The sequence below is a fragment of the Virgibacillus proomii genome (assembly GCF_018916875.1).
Classification (GTDB): Bacteria; Bacillota; Bacilli; order Bacillales; family Amphibacillaceae; genus Virgibacillus; species Virgibacillus proomii_B.
The window spans coordinates 163803-183486 of the sequence record NZ_JAHLNO010000001.1; the positions used below are offsets into that span (position 1 = coordinate 163803).

Sequence of the window (19684 nt, forward strand, 5' to 3'; positions counted from 1 at the left end):
ATTCGATGAATATTGCGTTAATAGCTCATGATAAAAAGAAACAAGAAATCATTAATTTTGCAAGAGCATATCAGTACATCCTAAAAGAGCATCAGCTATATGCAACAGGAACGACTGGAAGTATGATCATGGAAGTAACCGGCTTAGATATACATTTATTTCAATCAGGCCCATTAGGTGGTGATCAACAAATAGGTGCGATGATTGCTGATGATAATATGGATATGGTGATTTTCTTCCGAGATCCATTAACAGCTCAACCGCATGAGCCGGATGTTAGTGCTTTGATGCGTCTATGTGATGTGTACCAAATTCCGCTTGCTACAAATATTGCTGCTTCGGAAATATTTATTCGCGGTTTGCACGATGGAGATTTCCAGTGGCGTGAAATTATAAAACAGAAAAAAACAAAAGGAAAGCAGGAATGAAAAAAATAGGCATTACTTGCTATCCCAGTGTTGGCGGGTCTGGTATTATCGCAACAGAACTCGGTATGCTTTTGGCTGAAAGAGGTAATGAAGTACATTTTATTACATCCAGTTTACCCTTTCGCTTAAATCGAATTAACCCACGAATTTACTATCATGAAGTTGAATTAAGTCACTATCCCGTATTTCAGTATCCTCCTTATGACTTGGCTTTAGCAGCAAAAATGGCGGAAGTAATAAGTCGGGAGGAGTTAGATATTTTACATGTTCATTATGCCATGCCACATGCAGTTAGTGCGCTTCTAGCAAGAGATATAGCAGATCGAGATGTAAAAATAGTTACCACTTTGCATGGAACGGATATTACAGTATTGGCGATTGACGATATTTTTAAAAATATGATTACCCATGCTATTAACCATTCTGATGCTGTGACCGCTGTTTCAGAACATCTGAGAGAACAAACAAAAAAACAATTAAATGTTAAACAGCCCATTCATGTTATTTATAATTTTGTCAATGAGAAGGAATATTATCCAAAATCATTACCGTCCATTAAAGAACAATATGGGATAAAACCATCGGAAAAGGTAATCGTCCATATCTCTAACTTTCGCAAGGTAAAACGATTGCCAGATATTATTCATACATTTGCTCAAATTCAAAAACGAATTGATTGCAAACTATTATTAATCGGTGATGGCCCTGAGTGCAGTACTGCAATGGAGCTTGTTGATGAATTAGGTTTACAGGAACATGTATTGTTTTTAGGAAAACAAAAAAACATTAGTGATTTAATACGAATTAGTGATTTAAAATTACTTTTATCTGAAAAAGAAAGCTTTGGCCTTGTCTTATTAGAAGCAATGGCTTGCGGTGTTCCTTGTATTGGAACGAGAATTGGCGGTATTCCTGAAGTGATTGAACATGGAGTAACAGGTTATCTTGTTCAACTTGGTGCAGTAGATCAAGCAGCGGAATATGCGGTTCAATTGTTAACAGATGAAAACAAGTTACATTTATTTTCTGAACATGCGTTTAAGCGGGCAAAAGTTAATTTCCATTCCGATTTTATTGTAAACGAATATGAGCAATTGTATGAACAAGTACTGGGTAAGTCATAGAATTAGAAATTGGTGATCAAAGTGTTAGCAAAACCCTTTCATAAAGCAAAGGCCATATTAGAAACAATTGAAAGTTATCAACACCAAGCTTATTTTGTTGGCGGCTGTGTTCGAGATTATTTGATAAATCGACCGATTGGAGATATTGATATTGCTACATCAGCAACCCCTGATGAGTTACAGCAAATATTTGAATCGATTATTCCAGTGGGGATTGAGCATGGTACTGTGATCGTTCGATTTGAAGGAGAATCTTATGAGGTAACGACATTCCGTGTCGATGGTAATTATTCAGATCAACGCCATCCAGATACAGTTACGTATATTGACCAAATTGACAAGGATCTTGAGCGAAGGGACTTTACAATTAACGCATTTGCCATGGATAAAGATGGAAAGATTATCGATTTATTTCATGGCAAAAGTGATTTAAAAGCAGGAATCATCCGAACAGTTGGCAATGGATTAGAAAGGTTTTCAGAGGATCCATTGCGTATTATTCGGGCATTACGATTTAGCAGTCAGCTCGGCTTTAATATTCATCCAGAAACCATTACACATATGAAACAAGTAAAACAGGAAATAGAAAGTCTTGCTGTGGAACGAATGACAAAAGAATTTACGAAGCTGTTTGCAGGAGAGCATGTACAAAAAGCTCTCGATTACATTATAAATTTAAAAATATATCAATATTTACCGATATTTCGTGACAACGATCAATTATTTGTTCGTTTGCCAGCCAATGTAAAGCCATTACTTTCATTTAGTGAAGTATTGGTCTTATTTCATTTTTTAGATCGATCTATTTCTATTGCAGCTTGGTCAAAGGCTTGGAAATGCTCAAACAAACAAAAACGAGAAGCATTGCAATTAACCGAGCAAATTGATTTATTCAGTCATGAAGGTCTAAGTCCTTGGCTTGTTTATCAATTGCCCCGTACTCTCTACGGCGGTTTTGTGCGGCTTATTAGTTGTTTATGTTTCGGTAAGAAAGTTATGATGAAACAGATTATGGAAATAGATCATGCATTACCAATACATACAAAACAGGAAATCAATTTTAGCGGTAATGATATTTTAGAGCTGTACCCAGGTTGCAAACATGGACCATGGATTCAGCAATTATTAAATTCTATTGAACGCCAAATTGTTACAAAGCAATTACCTAATAAATATCAAGCGATAAAGGAGTGGATAAAATGGAATCCACCCGGAATAAATTAATCCATTTATTGGCAGAGAATAAAGATACGTATATTTCCGGACAAAAACTGTCTGAACAACTAAATATATCGCGTAGTGCCATTTGGAAACATATGAATGATTTAAAAAAAGACGGCTATATGATTGAAGCAAAGTCGAAGCTTGGTTATCGAATTATTGGCTATCCAGATAAAATAACAGCAAATACATTGCAATGGGGCTTAAATACGAACTGGCTTGGCAAAAAGATCATTCACCGTGAAGTAACTAGCTCTACGCAAATCATTGCTCATAACGCTGCTAAGGAAAGTATGAGCGGACATGGAACAATTGTTATTGCAAATGAACAAACTTCAGGCAGAGGCAGAATGAATAGAACGTGGCACACTAAAAAAGGCGATGGCATGTGGTTGAGCATGATTCTCGAACCGCCTTTACCTCCATATCTTGCTCCGCAATTAACATTATTAACTGCTGTCGCCTTAGCAGATACGATTAAAGAACTTACAAATTTGCATCCACTGATTAAGTGGCCAAATGATATACTGTTTAGTAATGGTAAAAAATGTGCTGGAATTTTAACAGAACTACAAGCGGAACAAGATCAGATCGACTACGTAGTCATTGGTGTAGGATTAAATATAAATCAACAATTGGAAGACTGGCCGGAGGAATTACAGCAGCGAGCAACTTCACTGCGAATCGAATCCGGAACAGAGTGGTCCATTCAACAAATAATCCAATATTTTTTAGTATCTTTTGAGCATATCTATGATTTATATATAAAGAAAGGTTTTCAAGTAGTAAAGACAAAATGGGAAAAGTACGGGTTTCGAATCGGTGAAATGATTACGATTCACCAATTAAATAAACAACGAAAGGCTATATTTTACGGGTTGGCCGAAGATGGTGCATTATTAATAAAAAATACGGATAATTGTGTTGAACGGTTATATTCTGGAGAAATTGACTGGTTTGACTATTCATCATCTGACTAACTGATTAACTGGTAGATACGATCACAAATGAAGTGAGGTGGTTATGTATGGATCGATATGTAGTCATAGATTTAGAAACAACCGGAAACTCACCAGCAAAAACAGATAAAATTATTGAAGTAGGAATTGTTGTTATTGAACAAGATGCCATTGTTGATAGTTACTCCACCTTACTGAACCCCAAACAGGAAATCCCTTCATTTATCAAAAATCTAACAGGGATTTCAGATGAAGATGTTATGGGGGCTCCTACCTTTAATGAGGTTGCCGAAGAAATTATTGAATTGTTTAAAGACAGCTACCTGATAGCTCATAATGTTCCATTTGATTTAGGTTTTTTAAATTTGGAATTAGAGAATTGCGGTCAGCCAAAGTTAACTAATCCGGTACTTGATACGGTTGAATTGGCCAGAATTTTTTTTCCAACTTCACCTAGTTATAAGTTAAATCAGCTTACCGAACATTTACAGATTAATCATAATCAACCACATCGAGCATTATCGGACGCTTTCGTAACAGGGAAATTATTTTTAAAAATAAAAGAAAAGCTTGCTTCTTTACCATATGAAACAATGGAACAGCTTTTAAAACTAGAAAAAACATTAAAGTCTGACGTGTATAAACTGTTTCATTATTATAAAGAACGACGATTGTTTAACCCATCTGAGGACACGCAAATAGATACATATCGGGGACTGGCCTATCGGCATACGGAGATAATAGATGAACCACTTTCCCCTGTAGATATATCCTTCGGTGATTATCTTGACAGTATTTATGAAGCCGACGGAACGCTTGCAAAGACGATGGAAAAGTATGAGAAGCGAACTGGACAACGGGAAATGTCAGAAATTATTTTTGATGCGTTTCAGGGAAAACAACATGCATTAATTGAAGCAGAGACCGGTACTGGAAAATCATTAGCGTATTTAATTCCTGCAGTTTACGAAGCAGTTTCAACAGGGAAAAGAATCGTGATTAGTACGTATACAACTCAATTGCAATCACAATTATTGGAAGAAGAAATCCCGTTAATCCAAAAATTACTGCCATTTCCTTTTCGAGTTGCGCTTTTAAAAGGAAAATCTCATTATATTAGCTTGGAGAAGTTAGAACAAGAACTAGCTGAAACAGAGCAGGACAATTATGATATTGCCTTAACCAAAGCTATGATATTCGTTTGGTTAACAGAAACATGTACCGGTGATATTGATGAGATCCAATTGCCCGCTAGTGGTTATCGATTTTTTAGGCGGATTTCCGCTGAGATGGAAGAAAATATTGATCCAACTTCTCCATGGTTTTTTAAATCTTATTATCAAAAGGCACGTCGGAGGGCCCAGCAGACAAATATTGTAATCACGAATCATGCGTTGTTATGCACCGATATGTTTCATGCCTCATCTCTGTTGCCAAGCTTTGATCAAGTAATTATCGATGAAGCACATCATTTTGAAGCAACAGTCTCTAGGCATTACGGTTTAAAACTGGATTATGTTCAAATGCAGTATACGCTTAATCAACTGGGAAAAACAGATGATGAAAAGCTTGTTTATCGTATTCTCTCGCATTATAAAGTAGCTGTGCCTACAACAATAGTAGAACAGTGGAATGAGTTGTTAGAAAATGCAAAGTATGAAACAGATGATTTGTTTCGGCAGTTATTTCAATACGTCATGGAGCAACGAAGAACAAATAAAACGTTAAGTGATATTGGTAGAACTCAGTATCGATTTGAAAAAAAGCAGGAAGATGAAAGAAAGTGGAGTACGATTATTGATATGGTAACTCGACTTATCTTTTATCTTAGGGATTTGATTCATGGTTTGGCTATCATGAAAGCCCAATTAAACAAAGAAGAAATTCGTCATGAGGATAATGAGAGAATTAATTATTGTACAGAACAATTACAAATATATATTGATCAACTGGAACAGCTTTTTCTTGTTGAAGACGGTATGAAACAGGTAAAGTGGATGGAGATTGAAGCAAATGGAGCCAAAAATGCGGTCTATTTGTATAGCGAACCTACAGATGTGTCAACATTATTAGCTGAAGACTTCTTTACTACAAAGCACAGTGTTATTTTAACAAGTGCTACCTTAACGATGGGGAAGTCGTTTCAATTTATTATCGATCGACTTGGAATTGATCCGGACAGATTAATAACAAAGCAAATTGCATCTCCATTTTCTTATCTTGATCAAGTCCAGTTAATGATACCGAATGATTTTCCAGATATAAAATATGGAAATAATGATGATTTTATTTACGCAACTAGTGAAGTAATTTTATCTTTGGCACAAATTACAGATGGACGTATGCTGGTCTTATTTACCTCATATGAAATGTTACGAAAATCATTTGAAATCTTAAAAGAAATGATGCAAGATGATCATTATGCATTAATTGCTCAAGGTATTTCTAGTGGCAGCAGAACACGTTTAAAGAAAAATTTTCAATCATTCAATAACGCAATCTTATTAGGAACAAGTTCATTTTGGGAAGGTGTTGATATACCAGGAGAAGATTTATCATGCCTCGTCATTGTCCGACTACCATTTCAACCGCCTGACCATCCCGTTCATCAGGCGAAGGCACAGTTTTTTAAGAATAAAGGTAAAAATCCATTTATGGAATATGCTTTACCAAATGCTGTCATTCGCTTTAAACAAGGCTTTGGCAGACTAATTCGCTCCAGCAATGATCGAGGAATTGTTTTTATTTGTGATTCACGTATTGTCAAAGCGCGATATGGGAAATATTTTATTGACTCCATTCCTAAGGTACCATTGACCTTTGATACAACCAATGAGTTATTGAAAAAAGCAGAACAATGGTTTTAACGAAGTGATTGGGCTTTGCTTTCCTTCTGCTGAACAAGTTAGGAATTTTGATCTAACATTTCTAGAAAACGCAAGACTTAAACAGAGTACTTAAAATTAAGCGCCTTGGAAGCTCCGCCAAAGGCTGAAACTTCGATGAGAAGGCTTTCTGTTCCGTAGGGGAGTGAAGCGGTCTCAATGACTTAGCTCTTAAGCTGGATGACGATACGTTAAAAAAGCTATTCATAATGCAAGTGTAATTTTCTTATACTATAAAGCCTAAAGGTTTATACTTTCTTATAGTATAAAAAAACTGATGCTCAAATGAAGCACCAGCATTCATAAAGTGGTATGGGTTAGAAAAAAATTTGCCGAAATAAATAAAAACAAAACAAATTTGGTAAGAAGCTTGGTATACTATAACTATGCTTCATTCATATTCATTCAGCATATACCTAGCATTTGCAGCAAGCTGCATATTATGTCTAACAAATCTTGATAAAACAAGAAACTTTTATCCAGGAGGGAAAAAGATGGAGAATTCAATAACGAAATTAGCAGCTGTAAAGCTTCACTATTCACCGGATCTATATAAAATTGTTGATTTGTTAAATAAAACCTTAAAAGAACAAGATTTTATGTTTGGATTAGCATTGGATGGTACAAATGAAGAACAAGCTATCTTCACTATTTACCAATCCTAAATGGTTAAAGTGGGGTCTCTTCGCCATCATTTTTATTATTGTTTCTTGTGGTATTTATTTAACCGTGTTATATATGGATTTGTTAGACAGCAAAACAGCAGGATATGAAGAAACAAAGCAGCAGCTTTTAAAAGCTGGTTCTTTAAAAGAGGTAACAGACATTGAAACATTTAATGGCGAAAATGCTTATCATGTAGTGTACGGTAAAGATAAAAAAGGAAAGAATAAGATCATTTTTTATCCGTTGAAAGGTAAAGAAAAACAACTTACAACTGTGGATCAGGCAGAAATTCTTAATAAAGAAGCGATCCTTTCTGATTGGAAAAAAGAATGCTCATCCTGCAAATTCATTAAAATTACACCAGCACTAGTCGATGGAAAGGAACTCTGGGAACTTACATATGTAGATTCATCGGATCGTTACGTCTTCGATTATTTCGATATGTATGATGGTTCTCGTTATGAACAATACCGTTTAAAACGAATGTTTAAATAGAAAGGTGATCAAAGTGGAACTAGCAAACAGAGTTAAAACATTAACCCCTTCATCTACCTTGGCTATTACTGCAAAAGCCAAGGAATTAAAGCAACAAGGACATGATGTCATCGCTTTAGGAGCAGGAGAGCCAGATTTTAATACACCAGAATCTATCTTGCAAGCTGCTGAAGAAGCAATGAAACAGGGGATGACTAAATATACCCCCTCTGGTGGTATTGTCGAGCTGAAAGAAGCAATCATTGCTAAATTTAAAGCAGATAATAATCTTGTTTATGAAAAAGAGCAAATTATCGTTACTACCGGAGCAAAGAATGCGCTATATACGTTATTCCAAGTCATTTTAAATGAGGGTGATGAGGTTATTGTTCCTGCCCCGTATTGGGTAAGTTATCCAGAACAAGTGAAGCTTGCTGGCGGGGTTCCAGTTTTTGTGCCTGCAAAAGAAAAAAATGCATTTAAAGTAACTCCAAAAGAGCTGGAATTAGCGATTACCGATAAAACAAAAGCGATTATTATTAATTCTCCGAGCAATCCAACCGGTATGATGTATAACAAAGAAGAACTCGAGCAGCTAGGGGAAATTTGTCTAAAGCATAATATCTTAATTGTTTCAGATGAAATTTATGAAAAACTAATTTATTCAGAAGATCTACATGTATCGATCGCACAATTATCGCCTGCACTAAAAGAGCAAACGGTCGTTGTAAATGGAGTATCAAAATCTCATTCTATGACTGGCTGGAGAATTGGTTATGCTGCTGGTCCTGCTAATATCATTAAGACCATGACTAGTCTAGCTTCACATTCTACGTCCAATCCAACTTCTATTGCACAATATGCTGCATTAGCTGCTTATAAGATGGATGGGGAATTCAGTGAGAAAATGAAACAAGTCTTTTCTGAGCGTTTGGAGAAGCTGTATCAGTTAATTACCGAAATGCCAGGAGTGTCATGCATTAAGCCAAAAGGAGCATTTTATTTATTCCCAAATGTCTCTGAGGCTGTACGGGCGAATGGCTTTAAAAATGTCGATGATTGGGCTAGTGCATTATTAGAAGAGGAAAAGGTGGCACTTATTCCGGGAACTGGTTTTGGTGCACCGAATAATATCCGTTTATCCTACGCTACATCGATCGAAGCATTAGAAGAAGCAGCTAAACGAATAAAACGATTTATCAAATCGCATCAATCATAGCATTAGGAGGTATTCTTTTGAAAACAACTATTTCTCAAGCACCAAACTATCATGACCAAATCGTAACCATCGGCGCTTGGCTTACGAATAAACGATCCAGTGGAAAAATCGCATTTTTGCAATTGCGTGATGGGACCGGATTTATCCAAGGTGTGGTTGCCAAAAATGATGTAAGTGAAGAAACGTTCCAACTGGCCAAAAATTTAACACAAGAATCTTCCATGTACATTACTGGTAAAATAGTCGAAGACAAAAGATCACCATTTGGTTACGAAATGCATGTAAAAGATATTGAATTAATTCACGAATCACATGATTATCCAATTACACCAAAAGAACACGGCACGGAATTTTTAATGGATCATCGCCATCTATGGCTTAGATCAAAAAGACAACATGCTATCATGAAAGTTCGTAATGAAATCATTCGTGCTACGTATCAATTTTTTAATGAACATGGCTTTGTTAAAATTGACCCACCGATATTAACAGCATTATCAGCAGAAGGAACTACTGAACTGTTCCACACGAAGTACTTCGATGAGGAAGCTTATTTATCACAAAGTGGTCAGTTATATATGGAAGCTGCAGCAATGGCATTTGGCAAGGTCTTTTCCTGTGGACCAACATTCCGAGCTGAAAAATCCAAAACGAGGAGACATTTGATTGAATTCTGGATGATTGAGCCGGAAATGGCTTTTGTAGAACATGAGGAAAGTCTTGAGATCCAAGAAAACTACGTAAGCTTTATTGTTCAAAGTATACTAAAAAATTGTAAATTAGAGTTACATACGTTAGATCGTGATATTGGTATATTAGAAAAAGTACAGGCGCCTTTTCCGCGGATTACCTATGATGAAGCAATCGAACTCTTAAAAGAAAAAGGGTTTACGGATATAGAGTGGGGGGAAGATTTTGGAGCGCCACATGAAACGGCAATAGCGGAGAACTATGACAAGCCTGTATTTATAACTAACTACCCTAAAGATGTCAAAGCTTTTTATATGAAGCCCCATCCAAAACGAGATGACGTAGTTTTATGTGCAGATTTAATTGCTCCTGAAGGCTATGGAGAGATAATTGGAGGTTCTCAACGTATTGATGATCTAGAGCTTATGAAACAGCGATACGAAGAGCATGGGTTAACTAAAGAAGCATATCAATGGTATTTAGAGCTAAGAAAATATGGTAGTGTTCCACATTCCGGTTTCGGAATTGGTTTAGAACGTACTGTTGCTTGGATTTCAGGAGTTGACCATGTTCGTGAAACGATACCATTTCCTCGCTTATTAAATCGACTTTATCCTTAAGTTTGCCTCCACACTCACAAGTCTATGAGTAAAATCTATTTCTTTAGTATGACTTAAGCAGCAGCGGACTAACTTAAGGGTAGATAACGGGATAGTTACTTCATTTTGATAACATCTCCAAAAAATGCCAATCCCTTGCTCTATAAGCAAGGGATTGTTTTTATAGACTCTATAGCCTCGTGCTGCTAACAAACTGGAGATCTCTTCCTATAATAAGTTAACATCTGCTCGAATCAAAAGGAAGGCCGACTAAAAGCCGGCTTGCCGCTCAGGCGTCGGCATACCCCTGTTTTAGAGACATGTTTTCTTTATCCCGGATGTAAGGAGACGTATTTTTCTCATTTCAAAAATCTGCCTATTATTTTGCAACTTTATGAGAAAAACGCTTCCTAAATGCCCGATTCGTTCAACTAAACATTCCGTGTTCCACGGAATGAAGTTTCACTTTATCCCGCATGTAAGGTGCCGTAATTCTCTCCATTCAAGATTATAGAGAATACGGAGGAATTCAAAGTATCAGAAAACGGCACCTAAATGCCCGATTCGTTCAACTAAACATTCCGTGTTCCACGGAATGAAGTTTCACTTTATCTTATCAGAAGTTTTCTAGTTTGTACGTCGCTAACTGAGGGCTTTTAAGCTTTTGTTCTTATAATGAAATTTTAAAGAGGTGCTTAAGTTTATGAAGAAGCAACGTTTTTCTATTCAGCAACTATTATTGCAGCAATTACAAGTCCCAACACAATTACTAACTTCGTATACAACATTGGGACTTCATGAAAGAGAAGTGATGCTTCTTTTACAATTACAGCGTTTTATCCAAGATGGAATTGATTTTCCAACGCCAGATCAACTAGCTCAATATGTAACGATGAGCGAGAAGGAATGTGCACTTATCTTGCGCGGACTGATTCAAAAAGGTATGCTGACAATTGATCAACAGGAGGAACAGGGACAGAAGCTAAAAGAAGCATACTGTTTAAACCCACTTTGGGAAAAGCTTTTTAAGGTGAATCATCATCAACAAAGTGAAGAAGAAACTTCGGAAGGTACCATTTTTATTTTATTTGAACAGGAGTTTGGCAGACCGCTTTCTCCTTTTGAAATTGAAACCATTAATGCATGGCTTGACCAAGATAAAATCTCTCCAGCATTAATAAAAGCGGGTTTACGTGAAGCCGTTCTAATGAGCAAGTTAAACTTTAAGTATATTGATCGTATTTTACGAGAATGGATGAAAAAAGGGATTCATTCCGTTGAACAAGCACGCAGATCCAGTAAGGAATATCATGCGCGTAAAGCAAATTCTAGTATACAGTCTAGTCAAAAGCGTGATACTTCTTTTTATTATAATTGGTTAGAAGGGGAAGAGTAGGAGTATGCTGACAAAAAAGCAAATTCGATTTTGTTTAGATGAGATGAAAAAAATGTTTCCTAATGCAGTATGTGAATTAGTTCATGATAATCCATTTGAATTACTCATCGCAGTTGTTCTGTCTGCTCAATGCACGGATAATCTCGTTAATAAAGTAACGAAGGATTTATTTAAGAAATACAAAACTCCCGAAGATTATTTAGCAGTGCCCTTGGAGGAACTTCAAGAGGATATAAAGTCAATTGGTTTATATCGTAATAAGGCAAAAAATATTCGTAAGCTCTGTACAACGTTACTAGAAGAATATGGTGGAATTGTTCCTAAGTCTAAAGAAGAGTTGATGAAGCTTGCTGGAGTAGGGAGAAAAACAGCGAATGTGGTAGCATCGGTCGCATTTAACGAACCTGCGATTGCAGTTGATACCCATGTGGAACGGGTCGCAAAACGATTGGGAATATGCAGGTGGAAAGATTCCGTCCTTGAAGTTGAGGAGACTTTGATGCGAAAAATCCCAAAGGAAGAGTGGAGCGAAACGCACCACCGTATGATTTTTTTCGGTCGTTATCATTGTAAAGCCAGAAATCCGAATTGTCCAGAATGTCCACTATTGGAAATATGCCGCGAAGGAAAAAAACGGATGAAAATAAAAAAGAGGTAAACGAGAATACTACTCGTTTACCTCTTTTTAATCTATTCATTTTCTTCTTTTGATTGGTTTGAATTATTCTGTTGGTTGTTTTGATTCTGTTGGTCATCTTGTTCATCACTGTCGTTGTTATCTTCTTCGTTATTACCACTATCGCCATCATTGTTCTCATCACCATTACCAGTTTGATCATCAGGTTTATCCTCTTCATTCCCGTTGGTAGGGGGTTCTGATTGTTCAGAAGGAACTGTAATGGATGTACTTTGTGCGGGACCACGTTTTCCTTCATTCGCCCCCTCTTTCCCAATCGGAGTGACGGTGATGGAATAAGTCTCTCCCGGGGTTGCTCCACTAATTTCTAATCCATTTGATCCCACAGTTTGTGCTTGCCCGTTTACAGATACTTCAAATGAAGCAGGTGGACCGTTATAATTCCAGCTAACATTAATGAGTGAGCTCGATTCATTGTATGTGGCGGATAATCCTTCAACAGCTGGTATCTCTTCCTGTTCCTTTTCTTCACCAGTAGAAACGGTAGTTGTTTTTGGTTCACTTTTTGAGCCGTCTTCATTACTTACTGCTACGACTTGAATGGTATATTCTGCATTCGGTTCTACTTCATTAATTTCCATGGATTTTTCTTTTGTTGTTGATAGTGACTGCATACCACCACCATTAACTTGGGCACTCACCTCGAATGATACATCTGCATCTGAATCGTAATTCCATGAAACATCAATTGAATTTTTATCTTTATTAAAGCTGGCAGTTAGGCCACTTACTGGATCAAGCTTATCAAATTTCTCTGAAGTACCTTTTGGCTCGGTTCCTTTTACAAATAGTTCGGTAATAATATTTTCTGATGGTGTATTCTTACTTGGTTTTGCAGGTGGATTTGAGCCCTTTTCTACTTGAACTTCAACAACAGAATCTGGCTTCACGAAATCCTTCGTTTCAATATCCTTAGATATTTCTGTCATTGTATTTTTAAACATCTGTAAAGGAATTTTTGTGTATCCATCTGGTATAGGAGCTCGGCGTTTATTTTCATCATGATAACCACCAACCCATGCAGAAATCGTATAATTCGTCGTATATCCGCTAAACCAAGCATCTGGACTTCCTTCTACGTTCTCCAAGCTTGTTGTACCTGTTTTTCCAGCCATTGGCAAACCAGGGATATGAGCTTGCGTTCCAGTACCTTCTGTAACGGCTGTCTTTAACATATCTGTTATCATATAAGCGGTATAGTCAGACATTGCCGGTTTTGCTTTCGGTTTTAAATCTACCGTTTTTCCGTCTGGAAATTCAACTTTTGTTACAGAATATGGATCATTATAGATACCTTCGTTTCCAAAAGCTCGAAAGGCACCTGCTAATTCTAATGGTGTAACCTGTGTATCTGTACCACCAATTGCATCACCAATTAGCACACGATTTTTATGAAATTTAATCCCTAAGCCTTCTGCAAATTCTTTTGCTTTATCATAGCCTACTTCTTCGAGCATTTTTACTGCTGGCACGTTTAACGATTTATTTAAAGCTTCTCGTGCTGACGTCCAGCCACTATATTGCCTGTTCCAGTTTCTTATCGATTTGTTGGTACCAGGTATTTGATATGGGTTGTCATCATTAATTTGATGGTATGTTGATATTTTATTGTATTCAATAGCAGGACCATAAGCTATGATTGGTTTAAAGGTTGAACCAGCTTGCGTTTTTCCTTCAATCGCATAATTGAATTCTCTTTTCCCTTCGCTATTACGTCTGCCGCCGACTGCACGAATTGCACCGCTTTTCGTATCCAACACAGTCATTGCGGCTTGCATTTCATCATCAGGATAAGGGATAGGATTAGTTTCACTATCTGTTAACAAAAATTCAACATGTTCTTGAACTTTGGGGTCAATCGTCGTATGAATTTTTAATCCATCTGTATATATATCAGCACCATCAACCTTTTCTTTTACTTCCTTTTCCACTTGCTGAATGAATGCTTCATAAGGTGTAGAATCAGGTTTTGATTTTACCAGCAGGGAAGGGATATCCATTTTTCTAGCTTCTTCTGCCTGTTTTTCGGTAATTTTACCATGACGTACCATTAATTTTAATACGGTATTCATTCTCTCTTTTGTAAGCTCTGGATTTTTAAATGGATTATAGGCAGTTGGACGTTGCGGCAGACCTGCTAGAATAGCTGCTTCTGGTAAAGTAAGATCATTTAAATCCTCTTTGCCAAAATACGTTTCAGCTGCTGCTGCTACACCGTAAGCATTACTTCCATAAAATATTTTATTTAAATACATTTCTAAAATTTCTTCTTTAGAGTAATCTCGTTCAAGCTGTAAGGCAAGCCATTGTTCCTGAACTTTCAAGCTGATTTTTTTATCAGCTGATAAGAAGGATTTTTCTACTACTTGTTGTGTAATTGTACTTGCTCCCTCAGAGCCGAATCCATCTTTAATATTAGCAATAACGGCGCCGCCAATTCTTCGTAAATCAATACCTGAGTGTTCAAAAAATCTAGCATCCTCTGTCGCTGTTACGGCATCAATTAATACTTGTGGTAAGTCATTATAACTGACTTTTGTTCGATTTTTTTCCCCTAAAACGGCAAATGCTTTTCCGTCTTTATCAAGTATTTCAGAAGCAAGCGGATCGGATAGCTTGGACTTATCCAAATCTGGTGCAGTAGCAATCCAATAGGCAGCAATTGCACTTGCACCTATAACTAGTACTACAAAAATAATGAATAAAGAAAGTAATATTTTCTTCCATAAAGGTTTTTTCTTTGATTTTTTTTGTTTTCTTCTCGCTGTACGAGATGGGCTGTTATTTGCCATCGCTTCATTCCTCCGTCTCTAAAAATAAAGCTTATCAATAATTGCTAAATAGTCAACTCTTGCCTTATATTGAAAAGGGATAAGGTATCCCTGTTGCTGGATCGTCTTATACGGAATGGATTTTCTTCCACCGTTTAATTTGACGTTCCAGTGTTTAAAAAGTTTCTCAGCAAGGAAAAAGTAAGTTTCATCAAGTGTCGAAAAGCGAATAATCATGAAGCTAATTCCTCCTTGTTCAACCACTGCTTTCATATGTTCAATTTGGTGATCATGTATATTGGCTAAGGGAAAAAGTGTTTTATTTTTCGTCTCCTTTGCTTCAAAATCGATATATTTTTCACGATATACTCCATTATAATCTGTTGTTGACGCTTGTTTAAAATAAGCTTCTGTAATAACCGCTGCACTACGCTTTGGATAATTAACCCGAACAATTTGTACAGGGGTTGGTTTTTTATGAATGACAGCTTTTTTTGTTGCTAAGTAATACGTATTTGTATCATTTATATCTTCTTCAAGCGTCATACCTCGATTTCCAAACCGATATGGACGACGATTAGAAACACTGCCATTCTTTTTTTTCCCGTTTGGGTAATTCACTTTTAAATCCTCCTTGCATTTTACCACATCTAGTAAGAAAAAAATGCCATTTTAAAAATGTATACAGTTAAACATCTTGCTGCATGTTAAAAACAAAAAGAAAGCAGGATCGAAGCATGTGTAATGATTTGCTATCACGCTCCTACATTCATTATATAACAAATAAAACAAAGGAACATAATCGAGATAATATTTCTCGAACGAAGGCATATTTTTCGTTTTATTTACAATATCCCGAAATAAAATGGGCATTTTTAGCAAGTATTGTATCCAGAAATGCTGGATGGAATATGACGGATTTAGGGTTAGAACCTTTTCGATATTTATTAGGTACAAAAGAAAGACAAAGATTATTTATAACCTATGAAAGAGCAAATTGGTTAATCTTTTCCGATGCTTTTCCACAGCTTTTGATTTATCAGTTATCCAGACAATATAATAAACCATTGTTTCACCTTTTGTCATCTTTTAAAGTATCTACGTATATGGTAAAAGAGTGGTTTCATTTTTGGAAACACTTAGATGAAGACCGCTTAGTTCAAGCATTGATTATTAATGAGCAAAATGTTATTCAAGCTCCTGTTATCAAACAGTCATTTTTTAAACAGCGTGTATTCTGTCAACCCCCATATTTATGGCAAAACTTATTGATGATGAACGCAGTACTAATACCAACCATGTCTCAACAGTTATTTGGTTGCTATGTACATAATTTTACAAACTTAACTAATCGCATTGAGTTAGGAAAAAAGCTAGCATCTATTATTTTTTCCCCAACCGTATACAATCAAACCTATGAATTTGCTAAATGTATTGAACATACGGGTTCTCGTTATGATTATGAACGCTTTTTACATCTATCTATGCCAAGGGCTCCGTATTTAAGAATGATGTATCCAATAATTACACATCGCGATACTATTCGAAAAGATTGGTATAAATCAGGGGGTATAAAGCGTAAATGGTTAAGGAATCAGCCTGTAAATATTAGCTCAAAAATAGGAAAAACATTTTATCAAAAACGTCAATTCATGTATGTTTATTTCCATGTCAAACGAGCAATAACGATGAAGAATCACTTTAGTTAGATAAAAGAAGGGGGCAGTTAATGAGAAGATATTTTCTGTTTTAAACAGATATCGGAAGGTAAAGTAAAACGAATATCCAGAAGAATAAAAGCTAAAATTCCTTGTTCTAACAAGCCAGTGAAAATCTAGCGAGGAAGGCTGCCCGCACCGTAGGAAGGGTAGAAAATATGTTTCTTAAACAGGAATATGCCGACGCCTGTGTGGCAAGCCGGCTTTTAGTCTGCCTTCCTTTAGATTCGAGGCGATGTTGACTTATCGTAGGAAGAAATCGATTTGCTACAGCTTGAGCTTATAAGCCAGACAAAGATATTTCAAAATCTACATGCAGAAACGGATATCGTTTTCTCGACAACAAAGAAACTGGTCATTTTAAATAAAGACTAAAAGAAAATAGCATTTCTTATGATAATGTGCTTTGCTGTTGCACGAATTTTATTTTCAAAATTGCTAAATTCAATTTTTTAAATCTAGACAGATCAAAAAGCGCAGAGCTTCAAATGAACCCTGCGCTAAAAGAATCGTTAGGTCGATGGGATATTCGGACCGTTCAATTTTTTATCTCCCTCTTTTAATGACTTTGAAATAATGCTTTCCGTTTTTGTTTTAGATTGTTTAACCTGTTTATGCTTTATATCTTTCATTGTTTTTCCTCCTTTCATTATTAGTTTGTCAAAATCCATGAAAAAAATAAGCAAATTCACTTGTTTTGTAAGCTTTATTCTAGTTTTGTCGAACGTGCAGGAGGAATTTTATCATAACACGAAGTAGTATTAGTAAAGTCTTTTGAACGTAAGGAGGAAATAATAATATGCTGGTACGTCATTTACCGATGGATCAAAAGCAAGGGGTGGACAGAAAGACCTTAGAAATTGCTTTATATCAGCTTTCAAATCAACTGCGATGGATAGATCAAAAGCTTATCATGAAAGTGGAAAATACTATCACTAATCAATATTATGACCGTTTAAATGAATTAAGTTTATTAAAAAAACGTTTGGTTAACCAACACGAGGAATTGAAATGATTTTAAAGAACGGTGTTAAACCTAAGTGTATTAAAGTTAAACTTTATTCAAGGAATAATTTTTCGGTATCATTAGATTGAAGGCTGAGTCTCAGGCTTCCTGGAAAAACACTCGACTATCGCTGTTTAAGCTTCTCTCTTCTTGAAAAAGAAAAGCACTTTTTCTGCGTGCGATGTTTATTCAAGAAGCTTTCCTTGTCCTTGAAAAAGAAAAGCACTTTTTCTGCGTGCGGTGTTTATTCAAGAAGCTTTCCTTGTCCTGTCGACCTGAACAAATTAGGCATTTAGGTTCCGTTAGCATCCACTTAAACTTCTAACGTTTGAAACCCTTTTATGTCACTTAGATACAGAATAAATAAACGAATATACTTAATCCTTTGGCTGTTGGTTTGAAATAGTTTTTTGATGATATTCATATACTCGAGAAAAATATGACTTATGTTAAAATAGATATGTATTATTTTAGCAAAAGGCGGAATGAGTTATGAACGTAAAGGAACAAACCAAAATACTTAAAGTACATCTTCACAGCTTGAAGCAAAAATTTGAAAAAGGCGAAAAACCGGAAAATCCAAAAGATAAAGCTTTGTTTTCTCAGGTGAAGAAGGAAACCACTCCAGTCTTTCAATTGCTTGAACAGTGGGAAAGAGACGTACTCCAATTAATTAAAACGAGAAAAGTGAATATTCATCCACAACAGATTATTTCTACTAGGGAGAATATGGAGTTATTATTAATGCATAGTTATTATCTTGATGTGCGAAGAAAACGCTATATGGAATTAAATCATTCCGTCTTATATATTTTTGATCAATTGCAGACTGAATTAGACTAGCATCTGTAAACGCTTTACATTTTTTGTTTTTTTGCTTATAATATGCTTCCATACATTAATGAAAGGTGATAATCATGACAACAAAAGATGACTTGTTAGAAGCAGCTAAATCGATACGAAATCGTGCTTATGTACCGTATTCAGCATTTCCAGTTGGAGCAGCTTTGCGAACAAAATCGGGAAACACTTACACAGGTTGTAATATAGAAAATGCTGCTTATCCTGTATCTTGTTGTGCTGAACGGATTGCCATTTTTCAAGCAATCGCTAACGGTGAAAAGGACTTTACTGAAATGGCTGTAGTAGCTGATACGGATCGCCCCGTACCTCCATGCGGTTCGTGTCGACAAGTAATGAGCGAATTTTTTAAACCGGATATGATTATACATTTATCTAATCTAAAAGATGATATTAAAACAGTGACGATGGAGGAAATATTACCTTTTTCATTCCAGCCATCTGATTTAACAGAACCTAAAGCATAAGTGTAAGTTTTAAATAGGAATAAAGTAGAAACTTCGTTCAAGGAGCGTTTTTCTCTATGAATGAGTAGATCAAGGCAAGGCTAAGAACATAGGTCCTTAAAAAATAAGGATGTATCGCTTCGACCTGAATTTATCCACTTAGACGTGTTTTCATATTTTCTGTATAACTCTTGAAATGCGAGTCTTACGGCATCTTACATGTAGGATAAAAAACTTGTCAGACAAAGTTCTCGAGTACGAACGCTGAGGTTATTCTTACACTTAAGCCTTAAGAATTTTTACGGATTTGAATCATTTAAACGCTAAATTTTAATTGGATCGTCATAAACATCTATTTCTAAAGCTTGTTTCATATAACGACATGATTTATAATGGTAATAGAAAGAGGCTGGGACAAAACTAGCCGAAAATAAATAAAAATGGTTCCGATCATCGGTTTTTGATGATTGGAATCATTTTTTGTTGGGGTATTTTCAGTGTTTATTGGTTGGTTTGTGTTTTTG

Annotated in this window: 17 protein-coding genes; 15 read left to right on the top strand and 2 right to left on the bottom strand. The window is 36.0% G+C overall.

Annotated elements, in window-relative coordinates:
* Positions 1-5: 5 nt before the first annotated feature.
* The 11 genes from mgsA to nth all read left to right on the top strand — a co-directional run bounded on the left by mgsA (position 6) and on the right by nth (position 12319).
* The gene (gene mgsA / locus KQI21_RS00850; protein ID WP_216482120.1) at positions 6-428 is read left to right on the top strand and encodes a methylglyoxal synthase; all 423 of its coding nucleotides are present in this window, start codon (positions 6-8) and stop codon (positions 426-428) included.
* Positions 425-1552 (top strand): N-acetyl-alpha-D-glucosaminyl L-malate synthase BshA, encoded by a 1128-nt coding sequence (gene bshA / locus KQI21_RS00855; protein WP_216482121.1) that lies wholly within the window; start codon positions 425-427, stop codon positions 1550-1552. The genes mgsA and bshA overlap by 4 nt, the downstream gene beginning before the upstream one ends.
* Before the next feature lie 21 nt (positions 1553-1573).
* On the top strand, positions 1574-2776 hold the full coding sequence (locus KQI21_RS00860; RefSeq protein ID WP_216482122.1) for a CCA tRNA nucleotidyltransferase: 1203 nt from the start codon (positions 1574-1576) through the stop codon (positions 2774-2776).
* Complete coding sequence (locus KQI21_RS00865) at positions 2752-3753, top strand: biotin--[acetyl-CoA-carboxylase] ligase (RefSeq protein WP_216482123.1); 1002 nt, start codon at positions 2752-2754, stop codon at positions 3751-3753. The genes KQI21_RS00860 and KQI21_RS00865 overlap by 25 nt, the downstream gene beginning before the upstream one ends.
* 47 nt (positions 3754-3800) lie before the next feature.
* A complete protein-coding gene (gene dinG / locus KQI21_RS00870) occupies positions 3801-6599 on the top strand; it encodes an ATP-dependent DNA helicase DinG (protein ID WP_216482124.1) in 2799 nt (932 codons plus the stop codon).
* Positions 6600-7111: 512 nt separating this feature from the next.
* Complete coding sequence (locus KQI21_RS00875; protein ID WP_216482125.1) at positions 7112-7282, top strand: YpmA family protein; 171 nt, start codon at positions 7112-7114, stop codon at positions 7280-7282.
* Entirely contained in the window at positions 7245-7778 is a 534-nt protein-coding gene (locus tag KQI21_RS00880) for a cell wall elongation regulator TseB-like domain-containing protein (RefSeq protein ID WP_216482126.1), read from the top strand. The genes KQI21_RS00875 and KQI21_RS00880 overlap by 38 nt, the downstream gene beginning before the upstream one ends.
* 13 nt (positions 7779-7791) lie before the next feature.
* Positions 7792-8976 carry a pyridoxal phosphate-dependent aminotransferase gene (locus KQI21_RS00885; protein WP_216482127.1) on the top strand — a complete coding sequence of 395 codons (1185 nt, stop codon included), beginning with the start codon at positions 7792-7794 and terminating at the stop codon, positions 8974-8976.
* A 17-nt stretch (positions 8977-8993) separates the two neighbouring features.
* Positions 8994-10286 carry an asparagine--tRNA ligase gene (gene asnS / locus KQI21_RS00890; protein WP_216482128.1) on the top strand — a complete coding sequence of 431 codons (1293 nt, stop codon included), beginning with the start codon at positions 8994-8996 and terminating at the stop codon, positions 10284-10286.
* A gap of 682 nt (positions 10287-10968) precedes the next feature.
* Complete coding sequence (locus tag KQI21_RS00895; protein WP_216482129.1) at positions 10969-11661, top strand: DnaD domain-containing protein; 693 nt, start codon at positions 10969-10971, stop codon at positions 11659-11661.
* A 4-nt stretch (positions 11662-11665) separates the two neighbouring features.
* Positions 11666-12319, top strand: a complete 654-nt coding sequence (gene nth / locus KQI21_RS00900; protein WP_216482130.1) for an endonuclease III — start codon at positions 11666-11668, stop codon at positions 12317-12319.
* Between the two features lie 32 nt (positions 12320-12351).
* Here nth and KQI21_RS00905 read toward each other — a convergent pair whose 3' ends face one another.
* Together KQI21_RS00905 and recU are read right to left on the bottom strand one after the other, a co-directional pair.
* Entirely contained in the window at positions 12352-15150 is a 2799-nt protein-coding gene (locus tag KQI21_RS00905) for a penicillin-binding protein 1A (RefSeq protein ID WP_216482131.1), read from the bottom strand.
* Positions 15151-15168: 18 nt separating this feature from the next.
* On the bottom strand, positions 15169-15750 hold the full coding sequence (gene recU, locus KQI21_RS00910) for a Holliday junction resolvase RecU (RefSeq protein WP_216482132.1): 582 nt from the start codon (positions 15748-15750) through the stop codon (positions 15169-15171).
* Positions 15751-15866: 116 nt separating this feature from the next.
* Here recU and KQI21_RS00915 point away from each other — a divergent pair, with 116 nt between their 5' ends.
* The 4 genes from KQI21_RS00915 (at position 15867) to KQI21_RS00930 (ending at position 19181) form a co-directional block, all read left to right on the top strand.
* Complete coding sequence (locus KQI21_RS00915; RefSeq protein WP_216482133.1) at positions 15867-16838, top strand: DUF2515 family protein; 972 nt, start codon at positions 15867-15869, stop codon at positions 16836-16838.
* A gap of 808 nt (positions 16839-17646) precedes the next feature.
* Entirely contained in the window at positions 17647-17862 is a 216-nt protein-coding gene (locus KQI21_RS00920; RefSeq protein ID WP_216482134.1) for a hypothetical protein, read from the top strand.
* Positions 17863-18345: 483 nt separating this feature from the next.
* The gene (locus KQI21_RS00925) at positions 18346-18696 is read left to right on the top strand and encodes a DUF1798 family protein (protein WP_216482135.1); all 351 of its coding nucleotides are present in this window, start codon (positions 18346-18348) and stop codon (positions 18694-18696) included.
* Between the two features lie 74 nt (positions 18697-18770).
* Positions 18771-19181: a cytidine deaminase gene (locus KQI21_RS00930; protein WP_216482136.1), complete on the top strand. Its 411-nt coding sequence runs from the start codon at positions 18771-18773 to the stop codon at positions 19179-19181.
* Positions 19182-19684: the final 503 nt, after the last annotated feature.

Bases quoted from the DNA above. Each gene is read 5' to 3' on its own strand.
- mgsA (WP_216482120.1), top strand. From the start codon at position 6: ATGAATATTGCGTTAATAGCTCATGATAAAAAGAAACAAGAAATCATT.
- bshA (WP_216482121.1), top strand. From the start codon at position 425: ATGAAAAAAATAGGCATTACTTGCTATCCCAGTGTTGGCGGGTCTGGT.
- KQI21_RS00865 (WP_216482123.1), top strand. From the start codon at position 2,752: ATGGAATCCACCCGGAATAAATTAATCCATTTATTGGCAGAGAATAAA.
- dinG (WP_216482124.1), top strand. From the start codon at position 3,801: ATGGATCGATATGTAGTCATAGATTTAGAAACAACCGGAAACTCACCA.
- KQI21_RS00875 (WP_216482125.1), top strand. From the start codon at position 7,112: ATGGAGAATTCAATAACGAAATTAGCAGCTGTAAAGCTTCACTATTCA.
- KQI21_RS00880 (WP_216482126.1), top strand. From the start codon at position 7,245: ATGAAGAACAAGCTATCTTCACTATTTACCAATCCTAAATGGTTAAAG.
- KQI21_RS00895 (WP_216482129.1), top strand. From the start codon at position 10,969: ATGAAGAAGCAACGTTTTTCTATTCAGCAACTATTATTGCAGCAATTA.
- nth (WP_216482130.1), top strand. From the start codon at position 11,666: ATGCTGACAAAAAAGCAAATTCGATTTTGTTTAGATGAGATGAAAAAA.
- KQI21_RS00905 (WP_216482131.1), bottom strand. From the start codon at position 15,150: ATGGCAAATAACAGCCCATCTCGTACAGCGAGAAGAAAACAAAAAAAA.
- KQI21_RS00915 (WP_216482133.1), top strand. From the start codon at position 15,867: ATGTGTAATGATTTGCTATCACGCTCCTACATTCATTATATAACAAAT.
- KQI21_RS00920 (WP_216482134.1), top strand. From the start codon at position 17,647: ATGCTGGTACGTCATTTACCGATGGATCAAAAGCAAGGGGTGGACAGA.
- KQI21_RS00925 (WP_216482135.1), top strand. From the start codon at position 18,346: ATGAACGTAAAGGAACAAACCAAAATACTTAAAGTACATCTTCACAGC.
- KQI21_RS00930 (WP_216482136.1), top strand. From the start codon at position 18,771: ATGACAACAAAAGATGACTTGTTAGAAGCAGCTAAATCGATACGAAAT.